Source organism: Paenibacillus sp. FSL P4-0184 (genome assembly GCF_038004625.1).
Lineage (GTDB): Bacteria > Bacillota > Bacilli > Paenibacillales > Paenibacillaceae > Paenibacillus_AQ.
The window spans coordinates 2,650,771-2,666,505 of the sequence record NZ_JBBORN010000001.1 but is presented as its reverse complement, the minus strand read 5'-3'; the positions used below and the strand labels follow the sequence as shown (position 1 = coordinate 2,666,505).

Here is a 15,735-nt window from a genome sequence, read left to right as displayed (position 1 = left end):
CAGGCGATAGCCACTGTTCCAGCTTATGCACCCCGCAAGCTAAAATACCCAATAAACAGAGGAATGAAAACGCATTTATATTTTATAGTAACGAAAAAAATCCACCCTCCTGATTTACAGGAAAAGTGGAGTCGTGAAATAGTGTTATTACAACGGTTAGAGATCTAATTCGAAGAAGGAGTAACAACCTCATAATAAGCTGTGAAAGCTACGTTAGCTGTCAAGATACCTTCAGGACTATCCTTAGATCGCTCTTCATAGGATTGTTGGAAATTAAATGAGTCTACATTCACTATACGTGCCAGCGCCTGTAGCTCATCCATCCACTGCCGTATGCTTGTATAGGTGCCTTCTACTACAGCAGTCATTTTGACTTGTTTGACCGTCGGGAACAGCACTTCAGCCGAACCAGTCATTTGCTGAATCGGATTAGCCTCATCCAAAATAAAGCTGACATCCTTTAAGCGTGCCTGTGAGGACATCCCAACCTCTCGTAAATCATCAATCAATCCTTCGCTGTCATCGCCTTTCGGGAGTGCTGCCAGAAGTTCCTGTTGTTCGGAATCTAAAGAAGTAGCGCTGCTTTTTAGTTCATTAATTTTAGTTTGAAGAATCTCTGCTTCTTTTCCCAGCTGGCTGATCTCGGCGTTCTGTGCGGATATTTCCTTATTTGTCGGTTGAACACCCAGCATATAAAAGGCAAACAGCATTAAAAACAGAATCAATACACCCAGCACGATTGGAGAGCGATACTTATTGAACTGTTCCATCGCTGTTCACCTCCTCTTGGCTTGCATCCGTTCCATTCTTTTGCGACTTATCTGCTGCTAAGTTCACTTTATAAATCGCTGTATACATATTTAAAGAAATGGCTGCATTCGTTGGTCCCGCACTCTGATTCACAGTTCCTTCGGTCAGCTTCGAAATAGAAGCATCCACCGTGAAGGACATCTGACGCAGCTGTCTTAAATAGTTAGAGGCATCTACCATAGTAGGTACATTTACAGTCAGGTCAATCGATGTCCGGTAGGTGTAGTTAATGTCACGGAGCAGAGAACCCGGTGGTAACCCTTTGACTAATTCATCTAGTATGGGAACAGCAATCACCTTATTGTTCTGAACCTCTGCGATTGCCGTCTTCCGATCTAACTGCCCAGGTCCGCTGTTTTTAAGCTTCCCAAGCTCTACCTGTAGCATTAAACTGCGATCCTGCAAGCCTTGTAGTTCCTCTTTACCATTAGAGATTTGACCCTTATTAGCCGAAAAATAAATCCCCGTCCCAATCGTTCCCACCAGCCAGATCGCCACAAGACTCATGGTCACATAGGGGAATAATAACGTCTCCCGATCTTCTCTCGGCAGTAGGTCAATCGTATTCACGCTGATGATGCTTTTTAGAGCTGTCCCCGCTGCTACTCGGTAATCATTTAACTCAAGATCAGATACAGTATCTTTACCCATCTGGTCTAGGCTTATCGGTGTAATGTCGAGTTCTGCCAACGACTGCTGAAGCTCTAGATCTAGCTGTTTGCGAATGGATGGGACACCTGTTATAACTAAGTTTTTGATACGAGTGGAGCCATCGTGCAAGCTATATTGGTAGAAGCTGAGCATCCTCGAGATTTCCGCAGTGATCTCCACCATTTGTTCCGGTGATAATTGCTCTTCCATAGCAACTGCTGTTTCTGCCAAAACTTCACTGTCTGCCATAAATTCCAATGCCGCAACATTTCGACCTTTATGCAGATCAAGCAAGTTAATCGTACGAATGAACACCGGATTACCATTTCTGAACATATAAACGTCCATGACGGATGGCTCTAGATTAATCAGCATCGTTTCCGCAAAGCTTTCCCCATGTCCAGTTGCTATACTTCGCGCCAAGGCGGTAGCCGAAATTTCAACACTGCTTATTCGAAGACCCGCACGCTCCAAAATCTCTACATAATCCTGTATCGATTTCCGCGGAGCGGCAAATACGAGCAAATGGCTATGTTCCTCATCCACTTCGAGCGTCACATAGTCGTAAACAGGATTTTCAAATGGCAAATGCAGCCCCGTCTCCACTTCGAGCTTTACGAGCTGTTCAACCTGCTTATCGTTGGTACTTGGGATACTCATTTTGCGGATAATGATCTGCGAAGGTGGAATCGACAAGGAAACCTTGCTGCCCCTTAACCCTTCCTTCCTCACCCACTGCCTGACCCGGTCATAAAGCGCCTCGCTATCCGCCACCTGATTCTCAATGATCATGCCTGGAAGGAGCGGGAGATATCGTTTTTTGCGGACTTCCCATGACTGTTTATTCTTAAAACTAATATAACGAATACCGGTAGCTTCAATAGAAAGCCCGGCCACTTTAGAGCCTAATCCAAGCATATGTCGATGTCCTCCTATCCGATGAGCGAGAGATACGCGCCGATTATGTCTGAACCATATCCGAAACTAATTAAAGCACCTATTGCTAACCATGGACCAAAAGGAACCGGTTGTTTGCGTTTGATGATTCCGAGCAGCATTAGCAGTCCTCCGACCACACTTCCAAGCAGACAAGCCATTAGAAAAGCCAAAATCACATTAGGAAATCCGATGACCAAGCCCAGCAGCGCAAATAACTTCACATCCCCGGCACCCATCCCTCCTAACAGAACAAAGGGGATAAGAGCTCCTCCCCCAAGCATAGCTCCCAGCAAGTGATGCCATAACGGCCCCTCTGGAAAGAGCAATACAAGAATGAGCAGGATCGGCAAAAAGAACAGCAACACCTTGTTCGGAATCAGCATGTACTTCAAATCGGCAATCGTCACAATAACCGCCAGACTCACCAGAATGAATCCAAGAATCCCCTTCGCCGTCAGCCCAAACTGCAAGTACACCCATAGAAAAAGCAAACCCGTTGCCGCTTCTCCTAGTGGATATAAAGGCGACACCTTTGTGCCGCAGTAACGACACTTACCTCCTGACAGCAGGAAGCTTATCACCGGAAACAAATCCCGCCCCTTTAGCCGCGTATTGCAGTTCGGGCAATGTGACGGTGGATTAAGCAACGATTCCTTAGCTGGCACCCGCAGTGCCACTACGTTATAGAAGGAGCCTAGAGTCAGGCCCAATAAGGTGATGTAACTTGCGATGAATATCGTCATGGATGTCCTCTGTTGGCTTTTGGATTTTAAAAAAGGAATCGGGAAGTCCGATTCCTTTGGGGGACTGCTATTTTTCAGTTTTCATAATTTGTGTCGATGAGTATTTTTTAGACAAAGCATCAGTACTAAGAGAATTTGTTTTAATTACTACTGCATTAGATGCTGCTAAAGATCCATCAGTAGCAAAGTTAACTTTCGCTTCAGTAATTGCTTCCTTATTACTTGGAAGCACGACACCCTTTTCTAAATAACCATTGTCAATGAGTTGTGTTGTTACATCTATTGACAAAGCAGGAGTTGTAGCAAACTCACCCTTTTTCTCAGCAATAACATATAATCTGGCAGCATCATATATCTGGCGTGCCGTTGCAACATCCGCATCATCTTTTGTATTACTAATAATCCCACTAATCATCGGTATCGCAATAACCGCAATAATCCCTAAAATAACGATAACCGCCAATAGCTCGATCAGCGTAAACCCCTTTTGATTTTCCTCTTTGCTCAATCTTCTTTTAATGGCTTGTGCTAACATTTTAATTCCCCCTCTAAGTGGTGTGTGATGGTACAGCCTATATCTTTTATTTCCATGAATCCCGCTACAATGCTCGTCCTTCCTTGTCTAGCGCTAGCAAAGGATCTGCAACCCTGCCCCGCCTCCCCGGCGTCACCCCTCTCAATATTTACAAGGAACCGCAAGGTTCACATATTGCCATACAGACTGAACATCGGCAGCATAATAGCGGCCACAATCACACCTACAACACCTGCTAGAAAAGCAATCAGCAATGGTTCTAACAGTGACTTCAGACGATCGACGGTATTTTCTACGTCCATCTCATAGAAATCAGCTACCTTAGACAACATCGTGTCGAGCGCCCCCGTCTCTTCGCCAATCGCAATCATCTGTGTAACAAGCGGTGGGAAAACCCAGGCTTTTTTTAGAGGTTCAGATAGTGGATTCCCTTGTCTCAGAGAGTCTCCTGCACTACGGATAAATCCTCCAATGACCTTATTTCCTGCTACCTCTTCTACAATCACCAAGGATTGCAGGATCGGAACTGAGCTGGCATATAGAGATGAAAAAGTTCGCGTAAACTGAGCAATCGAGCCTTTTTGATTCAGCTTGCCGAACACCGGAATCTTCAGCTTGGCATAATCGAGTGCGTAGGCACCCTTTTCTGTGCGTTTTGTAATCTGAAAAGCTATCACTAGGAGAAGAACTCCGAGTATCCAGAAATACCATTGACCTTGAATGCTTTTGCTAAGGGCCAGTACCATCTTCGTAATTGCCGGAAGCTCCGCATTCATCGATTCAAACATTGTTACAAACTGCGGAACAATCGCCCATAGGAGGTATATAACCGCTCCAATCGCCATAACCCCGACGGTAATCGGGTAAGTGAGCGCAGATTTGATTTTCTCCGTCGTGGAATGCTGCTTCTCAAAAAACATCGCCAGTCTGTCGAGCGTCCCCTCAATATCACCTGATTCCTCTCCGGCACGGATCATGCTGACGAATAGCTGCGGGAAGATTTTTTTATGATCCTGAACAGCTTGTGAGAACGAGATTCCGCGCATCAGGCTTGAATTCACTTCCACAAGTGCTTTACGGAGCGGTTTGCTCTCAGTCTGCTCGGCCAAAATACGTGTTGCATCTACAATCGACACTCCAGCACGCATAAGCGTGGCAAACTGCCTACAATAAATGATGAAATGAAGTGGCTTAACTGGATTACCGATATAAATATCCATTGAGAGAATCGTTGTTTTGCGTTCGATCAGCGAGAATACCGTAAGGCCCCGCTTGCGTAACTCCTCCATTGCCGTAGGCTTATCTGTTGCGGTTAGCTTTCCTTTAATGGACTTGCCTGCGGTTGTCTTTACTTGATATTCAAAAAGAGGCATCAGCTACTCACCTCCGCCATAAACGACTTAGCTGCTGCTGGTTCAATGAACCCCTGTGATAAATAGTCGCGGATACTCATATCCAACGTATGCATACCTTGCGCGCGTCCGGTTTGCATTACATTTTTAATCTGATGTGTCTTTTCCGTACGAATGAGGTTGGCTACGGCTGGTGTATTGACCAAGATCTCCGTTGCACATATGCGTCCCCTTCCACCTGCTCTTGGAAACAACCGCTGACTGACAACTGCCAGTAATACTGAGGCTAGCTGTGAACGGATCTGCCCCTGCTGATGACCCGGAAATGCATCAATAATTCGATCAATCGTCTGTGGCGCGTCTGTTGTATGTAAGGTTGCCATCACTAGATGACCTGTCTCCGCGGCAGTAACTGCTGCTGTAATAGTCTCCAGATCCCGCATCTCTCCAACGAGAATAACATCTGGATCCTGACGTAACGCGGCACGTAGTCCACTCGCAAAACTAGCTGTATCACTGCCCACTTCACGTTGATCCACTAGACAGGTTCCATGACTATGCAGAAATTCTATAGGATCTTCAAGTGTCACAATATGCTTGCTTTCGGTCTTGTTAATGTAATTCAGCATAGCTGCTAACGTAGAGGATTTACCGCTGCCCGTAGGCCCTGTAACTAATATCAAACCTTGTGGTTTAAGTGACAAAGTGGACAAAATCGGAGGCATCGACAGCTGTTCTAGACTCGGAATCTCTGCTGGAATTGCCCGGGCAGCAATACTAATCTCACCCCGCTGACGATAGACATTCACCCGAAATCTTACGCCGCCATCAAGCGGATAAGAGAAATCCACCTCACCTGCATTCCGAAACACTTCGTTTCGTTCACTGCCAAGCAGCGCTTCTGCCATTTCTGCAGCTTCATCGGCTGTTACTGGTGCACCCTCAAGTGGGTAAAGCGTTCCATCCATACGTATCACCGGAGGCGAGCCTACAGAGATATGTAAGTCGGAAGCTTTGGAGGAGTAAGCCGTCTGCAAAAGCTGTCTAATATCCCGCGTATACGTTGGCATCCGCTGCTCCCCCTAGATTAAAATGCAATACACCTTATATATCCTAATGTGAGACCGTCTCGCGCATGACCTCTTGTAACGTCGTGATTCCCTGACTAACCTTGAGTAGTCCATCATCCATCAGTTGTACAAGTCCACGCGCTTTACCTGCGACACGCAGTTCTTCTACCGAAGCAGTGTTCGTAATAAGCTGCCGCAAATGATCGTCAATGCTGAGTACCTCATGAATCGCTATTCGGCCACGATAACCAGAACTGCTACAACTACCGCAACCTCGGCCACGATGTAATTCATCTGCTGGCAATCCTAAGCTACGTAGCATAATCGCTTCCTGCTCAGATGGTTTGTAGGTTTCTTTACAGTCGGTGCAGATTTTGCGAACAAGCCGCTGCGCTACCACACCAATTAATGAGGAGGCAATTAAATAAGGCTCTACACCCATATCTCGCAAACGAGAGACGGAGCTAATCGCATCGTTTGTATGTAAAGTAGACAGCACTAGATGACCTGTTAATGAGGCGCGAACCGCAATTTCAGCAGTTTCTGCATCGCGTATCTCACCGACCATTACAATATTCGGATCTTGTCGGAGAATCGAACGTAGTCCCGCGGCAAAGGTTAAACCAATAGCTGAGTTTACGTGTACCTGGTTTACACCCTCAAGCTGGTATTCCACTGGATCTTCAACCGTGATAATATTTGCACTTTCTACATTGAGTTGATTCAGCGCTGAATATAAAGTCGTTGTTTTTCCACTACCTGTAGGTCCAGTAATTAGCAGAATTCCATAAGGACGAGCAATCATTTCCTTAAAAGCTTCTGCATTCCCCTCACTGAATCCCAAAGCATCTACAGATTTGACACCAGTGCTTAAATCTAGCAACCGCAGTACAATCTTCTCTCCATGCATCGTCGGCAATGAGGATACACGAATATCTACCATTTTGTAATCAAACTGCATTTTGATTCGGCCGTCTTGTGGCAAACGTCGTTCTGCGATATTCAGTCGGGCCATTATTTTCAGACGAGCGGTGATAAAGCCCTGCATTTGCTTAGGAATAATGCGCTCTGTCCGTAAAGTTCCATCAATGCGGTAGCGGATCGTTAGATTATTCTCACCTGGATCCATATGTATATCAGACGCCCGCAGAGCAACAGCCTGCTGAATCATCTGGTTGACCAAACGGACAATTGGAGAGTCCTCGTCTGTAATCTCCGTTTCTTCTATTTCTTCCTGTGTCGGGAGCTCTACTAGCATCTGATTCATAGAATCACGCATGCCATAATGACGCGCAATCGCCCGCTGTAGCTCATCCCTAGTGGAAATAGCGGGTTCGATCCGGAACCCTGTACTCATTCGCAAATCTTCTATCGCAAAATAATCTAGCGGATCGGCCATCGCAACCATCAGCTTACCGCCTTCTTTCAAGAAGGGAAGCACCTGATAACGCTTAGCCATACTTTCAGGAATAATCTGCGTGATCGCAGGATCAATCTGGTATTTAAATAAACTGACATGCGGAATGCCGAGCTGGAATTCAAGCACTTCAATCAGCTGCTGCTCCGTAATATAGCCTTGAGAGATTAGCAGATCGCCAAGCTTACGCTTGCTTTTACGCTGTTCCGCAAGTGCTTCAAGCAGCTGTTCCTGCGAAATAATATTATTTTCTACCAGCAAATCTCCAAGTCTCTTTTTGGCGATGGCCATGTCCGTTCAGCTCCGTATGCCGTTATTGGTTATACTTTTACACCGACCTCAATAATGGATAATACTAGGAATAACCAAAGATAAATTACCAGTTCTATTTCTGCAAAATATGAAAATTATTTTTTCCATAATTACGGATTCATCAATTTTGTCAAACTAGCGTATTTTTCAATAGAATTGGGACTTTAGTAATAAATTTATAGGTATATTTCAATAGATTTATGTTGTCTATCAATGCTAAATGTCCTAGAATGTATATAACATAGATTGGATAATTTTACAACAAATTGAGCTGATAAAACTGTCGTAATCTAGCATATACAACATACAATTCGACCATATCTACCAATAGTTAACAATCAGGGAGAGATGACCATGAAATTTACCAGTAACAAACGGATCTATCTTTTTACAGTAACGATCTTGCTTCTCCTTCTGCTTGTTCTGCCACTCAAAAACCACTTCACGAATGTAGAAGCCAGTTCAAATGATTATCAGATTCGTATGCTTGAGGTTACGGAGAATGGAGTTAGCGAGCTTGCGTCTCTAAATACGGGAATATCTGGCCTTACAATTGACACGATGAGTATGAAGCGCTTTGTGGCGCTGCGGGATGATCTGGATGGAAGATACGATGCGATTTATATCGGGAAGGGGACTTACAATCCTGCACAAGTGAGTAATCAGCAACCAGCCTCGGAGGAAAATAGAGCTAAGGCACTGGACACCAAAAATATGAAAAACGATATCACTCATCTGAAGGCAGATCAAATTACGAAGGAATTTATTAATAAAGGATTATATGTTTTCTTTCATAGCCAACCCTTTAATGACAAAGATAAAAAACCACAAGCAGAACAAGGTATACTGTACAGCTCTTTTAACAGTTACCGTCTTTCCTCATCCAACCCAAAAGTTAAGTTTGTAGATGACACTGGACTCGCGGATATTTTTGCCGATTTGAAAAAACAAGACTCCAAATACGTAAACGACTTAAAAAAACGCCCTCGTCTTCAAATTACGAACAGAATTCCCAACTATGACCCTAATGCAACTAACAGCAAAATCTATGTTCCTGGGGAGAAGCTTTCTTTTAATTTCAATATCACCAACGCACCTAAAACACAAAACTCTCCGCTCTCAGTCAAACTATATATCGGTCTTGATAAGTCCATCAAAATGGGAGAAAAACAGGTCGTTGCTGAAACAGAAATTAATACTGCCAGTGGAACTATCGAATACACTTTGCCAAAAACTTACTCTGGATTACTCTACTGGAAGCTAGAAATCAATGATTATCATAGTTCGCAATTAAAGGATTTTGACAGCGGCGTAATTCGTTACCGTGGAGAAAAGACTATCGTAAATATCCTTCAGGTTATGCCGGACAATTTAACGGAAAGCAGCCTCCTGAACACTAGTAATATGGATCCGCTGTTTTTGAATACAACTGACTATCAACTTAATATAGAGGTCAAAACTATGACCAAATTTAACACATATGTGAATGAAAAATATGCTGCAACACAAAGCTACGGACTAAATGGCACCTATGACATGCTCATCTTTGGATTTGTAGATGAATACTATAAAAAATCTAATTTGAATACTAATGCGATCAACGCTATCACACAATTTACTGGTACCTTTAAGCAAAGCGCCTTGTTCACTCACGATACCATTATTAATTTAGATGCGAATAAAAAGAACTGGATCAATAATTTCATGGGCATCACTGGCCAGATGAACCCCGAGACCAACTTAGGCCACAATGCCATCAATCTTTCCACAAAAGTTAAACCTGTGAATGACGGGCTTTTGATGCAATATCCTTTTTATCTGAGCAAGAGGGACGCCAACAACAAGCAGGTCGATATCATTCAACCGCAAATTGCACCAACACATAACCAGTACTTTACGCTTAACCTGGAAGACCCTGAGGTGGTCTCCTGGTATAACATTGAGAGTATGCCTGAAGGTACCTCAATTAAACCAAATGGAGAATATAATAAATACCAACGTGATACCGAAGATAGCTGGAATCAATATTACACATATTCCAAAGGTAATATTACCTACTCAGGTACAGGTCACTTTTTTGGAGTAAGTGATATTCCGGCCAATCTAAAAAAATTCCCTATTTGGGAACAAAAGCTATTCGTCAATACCATGTATCGTGCTTTTATAGGTGCTAATCATGCTCCTGAGATTACCGTGCATACACCGACCAATAATTCATCTATTCCTTCTTATCAAAAAACATTGCTTGTCGACTATACAGTAACTGACTTGGACTTTAACGATCGGGATCTGACGACTGAAGTCCGTTTCAAAACAAATGGTAAGTATTTGGATGCGCCTGTAATGAGCAAAACGAGCATTAAATCGGGCCAAAATATTTATCAATCATTTAACAATCCACTTCCGGAGGGTGGTGCACTTGATATTGAGATTAACGCATGGGACCAAAACGGTGCGCTCTCAAGTAAAACGATCAGAGTAAATGTCCTGCAAATAAACTCTAACTTGAGTGTGACACGATCTCTTTCTGAGAACGCTACTATAACTGGGAAAGTAGAGCGGGGAGAAAATGTAACCCTTAGTTATTCAATTACACCAAAACCTGTACCTTTTGAAAACGTCAGCACCACCAATCAGGCCTACAACACACAACTGATATCGGATATTGTATTTACCGAGAACTTTCCACCTAACCTGGAGATTGCAGGAGAACTACCAGCCGGTACGATCGTCACGGGGAATGTGACTAGCGGATATAGATTGACACGTAATCTAAGTAACATAACTTATTCATTAAAGACGGAGAATGGCAAACAGATCTATAAACCTGATTCTGAGCAACCGATCACGTTCCAAATCACGGTTACTCCGACTCAGACCCAAACCTATGCATTAAATGATTCCAAGCTTACCTATGTCGATATTCACGCTACATTGCCACCACTGGCAATCACAAATGAATATAACGCATTTATCCTTCAGACAACCTCACTTCGTGGCGGAACTATTAAAGGACCACTAGCTTCCGGGAGCACAGTCAACTTCAACAACGCTGGTATTACAGTAAATGAACAATTCAAAGACAAAGTTCCATATGGTATTGTCACGGGTGGAGATGTTTCTCTTCCTGAAGGTACGGTTTACGGAAACATATTGGTTAAAGGTGCCGTCAAAGACCAACGGCCTGGTTCTATCCAAAATGGTACTATCACATACGGAGAACTTCTCAATTTCAACAAGCATGAGAGTTATCTCCTTGGGCTCTCTGATGCTATTGCTAAGCTGCCTTCCAATGCTTCAGAGACTCATAAATACGGAAAACTTACAGTAACAGGTAACTCATCTATCAATATTGTTAATATTTCTACTTCAGTGTTAAATACACTTAACAGTTCCGAACTTAAGGTTCCTCAAGGATCAACCGTAATTGTTAATGTTAATGAGGATAGCGCAGACCAACCGTTCTTACATTTCCCACTTGGCAGTGATGGTAGCCGTGTACTATTCAATTTTCCTACAACTAAGACGGATCCTAACGATCCTCATAAACTAAGGATATCTCAAGCCAACGTATACGGAACCATTCTAGCGCCACGGTCTGCCATAACATTCGATGGAGGACAGGTGTATGGAACAATCATTGGAGCTTCAATGACTATGAGTTCAGCGACTTTATTTCATTTTCCTTTTACCGGCAATTTGCCAGAAGAAATCTATCCGCTGCCTGTCCCAGCACCAACAGATCCTTCATCAGCTAATTTAGCGCGTACTACGATTTCGTTTGAGACCTTAACCTTTACAGCCGAATATAAGATTAAAGCTCTGCAATTAGAGGACAAAACTATTTATGTAGAAGATAAGATTCGACTGATCCCAAACGTTACACCTTCAGATTTAAGTAATTCTGTATTCCTCTGGTCGACAGATAATGAATCGATTGTGCAAATAGAACCTAGCAGCGGTGATGTTGTTGGGCTAGCAGTAGGAACTGCTAGCATTACTGTGAGGGCTATGGACGGAAGCAATGCTTCAGCTACTGCGATCATAACCGTAAAAGATTTACGAAGTGATCATTCATTAACACTTGAAGGACGTACAGCTGGCATAGTGAATACATTTTATCCTTTTAGTGCTGAATATAAAGAGAATCCTAAAATTCCCTACACCTGGTCTGTCACTAATGTCATTACAGGAGCTACTGTTCCCGCACTGACCTCTGATCCAGACTACCCAAATGATGATAGCAAGAAGAGATTCAGTGTAACGCAGTCAGGTAAATACCGTGTAAACGTTACTGTTAATCCGGGTAATAAAGAGGAGAAAAGTGCGAGTATGGAAATTACAATCACTAACCCACTAACACTCTCGATTACGGGGCCAACAACGGTATTGATCGAAGGTCAAATTGATCTACAGGCGATTAAGAACCCTACCGATGCTGATAACTCTTCAGCAGAATCTCTAACCTGGAGCTTTGTTAAAGCTACTGACAACAATTTTGCTACTCTTGAGCCTTCAGGAGATGGCTCAACAGCTAGGCTGAATGCTGGTAGCACTCCTAAAGAAAAGCTACAGATTGTAGTTACATCTGGTGAGGTTGTAAGTGCAGTGCACGAGGTTAACATCGTTGAGTTAACGGGATTAAGATTTAGAGATGAATTTATTACTATAGAGGTAGGTCACCAATTCGAGTTAGCCGATATCCTATGGGCGTTTCCAACCTCTATTAAAATAGATCAAATCAAAGATAAGTTGAGTTGGGTAAGTAACTCTCCTGAAATCGCCAGTGTGAACACCAAAGGAACCGTTACAGGTGTCAAAAAGGGGTCAGCCCTTATTAAAGTGACCTTTGATTCTGGCATTCCCGGTAAAGCACCTGTAGAAGCTACAATTACTGTGAAGGTAACGAATTCTACCGAGAATGGTGATCGATACTAAATACCACGAACAATGGGGTACTCTTAAGTAATCGCTTAAGGGTACCCCATTATCTTTTCAAATTCACCTTAATGACTTACAAGCTCCAAAGGCCCAACAGTCACATTGACCTGCTTGACACGCGGGAGGCTCGACTGCTGATGCTCAAAAACATACTGATTATATTTGATCTGAAAACGGTGACCCAAAGTATATCGATCCACATCCTGTTGATCAAAATCAAAACCTAATGTAGGAACTAATGGTTCTTTGACCTCACCTAATACTGCATTTACAGTAAGGTTATCTTTGGCAAAAAAGCCTCCGTTCAACCAAAATATTGATCCAACCCCGTACAGCTCAGCTGTACTATCCGTGTAAAAAAAAGCTTTCATATAAAATTCCTCCTGCTTAAGCTTCGCAGGCGGATTATTGAATGCATCAATTCGATTAATAAGTATCTTCCCTTGAGAGATAAGTACCAATTCCTGAGCGCCTAACCCTTGAATTACGGCATCTTCTACTATAGTTTCCCCTAAAACAAACATAGTGGAATTGAACTTTACTTGGCCTCTAATCGTGACATTACCTATTACTAGAATATTCGCTTGTATCTCTAAGAAGTTCCTGGGCTCTGAGCTATAGTTATTTATCTCCAGATTACCATTTACAATGAGCCATTTTGGTTTAGAAGAGGTTCCTGCTTTGGCATCATTACTAAACGTCAACTGCTTGTATTTAATCCCGTCAATGAGTAGATCGCCATTGCCATTATAGATTGCTGACTTATTCCGATCTTTTAATAAGTTATTCTGATATTCTTTTTCTTTTATTTCGTAATCCGCCATTGCTACATTGTAAGCCTCTTTTTGTTCATCTGTTGGCTCTTCTTCAAGCTCAGGTTTGGGATAAGGGAAGTTGAAACTAGGTAAACTTTCCAATGCTGTTGCACTTAAGTAATTACCCAATTTCCCTTCCACAATAGCCTGCTTAATTTCAGCCTTGGAATTTACCAGTCCTGTCGCTTCCACCACTTTATCCGCGAACGATTCCTGTACATTAATCTGAACAAATTTTTTCTGCGGCTTGATAAGTACCTGTTCTTTAGTAATACCAAGGATGTTAGGGAGTACACTTGAAGCATTGTCTTTATTCACAGCGGTATTTACCACTCCGTTTCCCGAGTACTTTATACTTCCCAGTGACTGTACATGCACTTCAGGGAGAGGCTCCGTAAGTATTGAGCTAGTGGGATCATTCTCTACTCTAGGATATTCGGTCTTTTTTCCAGGAGGTACGATCCCCTTATATTTATACACGGCCGTATCACTGATGTGTAATTCTTTACCTGCATAAATATTCCCATGAATAGCCGGCGCTCCATTTAACGTCAGAATTGCCTCCGAACCAAATGCATACTTCAAAAAATCAGGATAAGTATCAATGACAATTTTTTGTTTCAATTGCCTTTTCACGCCATTTACTGTGGCTTCAGCGGCTAAATTAATATAATACTTATTTTTTTCTTCAATCTGTTTCTCATAAGCGATGCTCTTGATCGTGCCACCCGCTCCCGATAATCGCGTACTTACACCATAATCGGCTACAACGATTTTATTCTTGACCTCATCGACAATACCTTTAATCTCATCTTCCATATGATCAGGATCAATATCCTTACGTCCATCCAGCTTCGTCTGTATGTAAGCGACCGCTTCGTCCAGCCCCTTCTGCGCAAGGTGTAAACTTTGCACATCGTTCTCTCTGGTTTCCGTTCGTTGTGCCCCGCCCATCGTTGCCCCTAGTATAGCTAGTCCAAGTATCGTAAGTAGAAGAGCAACAAACATAACCAGTACTAGAGCTGAACCTCTTTCGTTAGGGTTCCTCATCCCTCCTACTCCTCCTAGAATCCGAATTTGCTTTTCAACTCCAATGGGTAATCTCTTCCGTTATAGCTCTGAACCAGCGATAAATCTATCGATATCAGACCACTATCACAAGGAATGCCGTTCTGACACTCTAAAGTAATTGCAGAGCCCTGTGCCAGCCTAGAAACTATCTTAGTTCTTGTGTCCGCTGGAGGATCTATCACATCGGGTGGAGCTATCGTAAGAATGCCGTTTGCTATTCGTATCTGCGATTTGGTGCCGTCCTGGCGTTCTAACGTAATGAAGCTATCAATAATCTGGGTCTTATCAGCATTTTGGATCATCGTTGGGGTAACCTTATCAGGCGCAAAGGTATACAACTCCGTAATTATAACGGACATTAATAAATCCCCTTCATCCCGCAAAGAGTTTTCAATCGATATTTTATGATAACTGCGTAAGCCTAACATTGTTATCCCTGAAATAATTCCGGCAGCGACCGTAAACAACGACAGTGCTACAATTAGCTCTACTAAAGTAAATCCACCCTCCCTGCGGAAAAGGTTAACGAATTTTTTCATCGGTAATGTATCCCTCCAAAACAGATTGGGTCTGAGGTCCACTAGAAGAATCCACTCTGCTGACTTTTACCAATACCGGCAATAGATATGCTGCCATCTTCTGTTCATCTGAATCACTTGGGCTTGGGCTTAAGCTTGGGTTATGCAATTCACTCTGATACTTAATATCGATCTGATAGTTGACCCCATTGATTGACGGGTTCAAAACCTGATTTAAGATGGTAGTATCTTCAACAAGCTGTATGTAATCATCGCATTTCACGGAATCATCCGTATCCTTTTGACATTTAGTTGCTTCTAGCGAATCGTTCTCTGTTAAGTAATCCCACATCTTCTCAAAATCCTGCTTCTCCACATAAAACAGTGCGTTCCGCGCCAGATTGACCATAATCGTCTTGTTTTGGTTCGATTTAGAGTAACTCATGGCGTTTGTAAAGTAAGACGTAAGTACCAGTGAAACTATCGATAAGATCACAATAGCGGCCAGCACTTCGATCAATGTAAATCCTTTTTCCTGCTTTAGGCCTGATTTCATCCTAC

The 15,735-nt window shown here is 42.9% G+C and carries 11 protein-coding genes; 1 reads left to right on the top strand and 10 read right to left on the bottom strand.

The window, feature by feature from the left end:
- Positions 1 to 164: 164 nt before the first annotated feature.
- From pilO to MKY52_RS11450, 7 genes are all read right to left on the bottom strand, one after another.
- Positions 165 to 770, bottom strand: coding sequence for a type 4a pilus biogenesis protein PilO (pilO, locus tag MKY52_RS11480; protein ID WP_341051452.1), 606 nt, complete (start codon positions 768 to 770; stop codon positions 165 to 167).
- Positions 754 to 2,379 carry a pilus assembly protein PilM gene (gene pilM, locus MKY52_RS11475; protein WP_341051449.1) on the bottom strand — a complete coding sequence of 542 codons (1,626 nt, stop codon included), beginning with the start codon at positions 2,377 to 2,379 and terminating at the stop codon, positions 754 to 756. The genes pilO and pilM overlap by 17 nt, the downstream gene beginning before the upstream one ends.
- Before the next feature lie 14 nt (positions 2,380 to 2,393).
- Complete coding sequence (locus MKY52_RS11470; protein WP_341051448.1) at positions 2,394 to 3,143, bottom strand: prepilin peptidase; 750 nt, start codon at positions 3,141 to 3,143, stop codon at positions 2,394 to 2,396.
- 67 nt (positions 3,144 to 3,210) lie between these two features.
- Positions 3,211 to 3,678: a type II secretion system protein gene (locus MKY52_RS11465; RefSeq protein ID WP_341051446.1), complete on the bottom strand. Its 468-nt coding sequence runs from the start codon at positions 3,676 to 3,678 to the stop codon at positions 3,211 to 3,213.
- Positions 3,679 to 3,845: 167 nt separating this feature from the next.
- Positions 3,846 to 5,051, bottom strand: a complete 1,206-nt coding sequence (locus MKY52_RS11460; protein WP_340973157.1) for a type II secretion system F family protein — start codon at positions 5,049 to 5,051, stop codon at positions 3,846 to 3,848.
- A complete protein-coding gene (locus MKY52_RS11455; RefSeq protein WP_341051444.1) occupies positions 5,051 to 6,100 on the bottom strand; it encodes a type IV pilus twitching motility protein PilT in 1,050 nt (349 codons plus the stop codon). The genes MKY52_RS11460 and MKY52_RS11455 overlap by 1 nt, the downstream gene beginning before the upstream one ends.
- A gap of 43 nt (positions 6,101 to 6,143) precedes the next feature.
- Positions 6,144 to 7,808: a GspE/PulE family protein gene (locus tag MKY52_RS11450; protein ID WP_076119112.1), complete on the bottom strand. Its 1,665-nt coding sequence runs from the start codon at positions 7,806 to 7,808 to the stop codon at positions 6,144 to 6,146.
- Between the two features lie 375 nt (positions 7,809 to 8,183).
- Here MKY52_RS11450 and MKY52_RS11445 point away from each other — a divergent pair, with 375 nt between their 5' ends.
- Positions 8,184 to 12,767, top strand: coding sequence for a DUF5057 domain-containing protein (locus MKY52_RS11445; protein ID WP_341051441.1), 4,584 nt, complete (start codon positions 8,184 to 8,186; stop codon positions 12,765 to 12,767).
- 68 nt (positions 12,768 to 12,835) lie between these two features.
- On the opposite strand, the gene MKY52_RS11440 is transcribed toward MKY52_RS11445, so the two are convergent.
- The 3 genes from MKY52_RS11440 to MKY52_RS11430 are packed head-to-tail and all read right to left on the bottom strand — an operon-like array spanning position 12,836 to position 15,730.
- Entirely contained in the window at positions 12,836 to 14,635 is a 1,800-nt protein-coding gene (locus tag MKY52_RS11440) for a hypothetical protein (protein ID WP_341051440.1), read from the bottom strand.
- Positions 14,636 to 14,649: 14 nt separating this feature from the next.
- Complete coding sequence (locus MKY52_RS11435; protein WP_341051438.1) at positions 14,650 to 15,195, bottom strand: PulJ/GspJ family protein; 546 nt, start codon at positions 15,193 to 15,195, stop codon at positions 14,650 to 14,652.
- Positions 15,179 to 15,730 (bottom strand): type II secretion system protein, encoded by a 552-nt coding sequence (locus tag MKY52_RS11430; RefSeq protein ID WP_341051436.1) that lies wholly within the window; start codon positions 15,728 to 15,730, stop codon positions 15,179 to 15,181. The genes MKY52_RS11435 and MKY52_RS11430 overlap by 17 nt, the downstream gene beginning before the upstream one ends.
- Positions 15,731 to 15,735 lie beyond the last annotated feature (5 nt).

Excerpts from the sequence above, each read along its gene's own strand:
- pilO (WP_341051452.1), bottom strand. The coding sequence starts at position 770 with ATGGAACAGTTCAATAAGTATCGCTCTCCAATCGTGCTGGGTGTATTG.
- MKY52_RS11470 (WP_341051448.1), bottom strand. The coding sequence starts at position 3,143 with ATGACGATATTCATCGCAAGTTACATCACCTTATTGGGCCTGACTCTA.
- MKY52_RS11430 (WP_341051436.1), bottom strand. The coding sequence starts at position 15,730 with ATGAAATCAGGCCTAAAGCAGGAAAAAGGATTTACATTGATCGAAGTG.
- MKY52_RS11460 (WP_340973157.1), bottom strand. The coding sequence starts at position 5,051 with ATGCCTCTTTTTGAATATCAAGTAAAGACAACCGCAGGCAAGTCCATT.
- MKY52_RS11450 (WP_076119112.1), bottom strand. The coding sequence starts at position 7,808 with ATGGCCATCGCCAAAAAGAGACTTGGAGATTTGCTGGTAGAAAATAAT.
- MKY52_RS11445 (WP_341051441.1), top strand. The coding sequence starts at position 8,184 with ATGAAATTTACCAGTAACAAACGGATCTATCTTTTTACAGTAACGATC.
- MKY52_RS11440 (WP_341051440.1), bottom strand. The coding sequence starts at position 14,635 with ATGAGGAACCCTAACGAAAGAGGTTCAGCTCTAGTACTGGTTATGTTT.
- MKY52_RS11455 (WP_341051444.1), bottom strand. The coding sequence starts at position 6,100 with ATGCCAACGTATACGCGGGATATTAGACAGCTTTTGCAGACGGCTTAC.
- pilM (WP_341051449.1), bottom strand. The coding sequence starts at position 2,379 with ATGCTTGGATTAGGCTCTAAAGTGGCCGGGCTTTCTATTGAAGCTACC.
- MKY52_RS11465 (WP_341051446.1), bottom strand. The coding sequence starts at position 3,678 with ATGTTAGCACAAGCCATTAAAAGAAGATTGAGCAAAGAGGAAAATCAA.
- MKY52_RS11435 (WP_341051438.1), bottom strand. The coding sequence starts at position 15,195 with ATGAAAAAATTCGTTAACCTTTTCCGCAGGGAGGGTGGATTTACTTTA.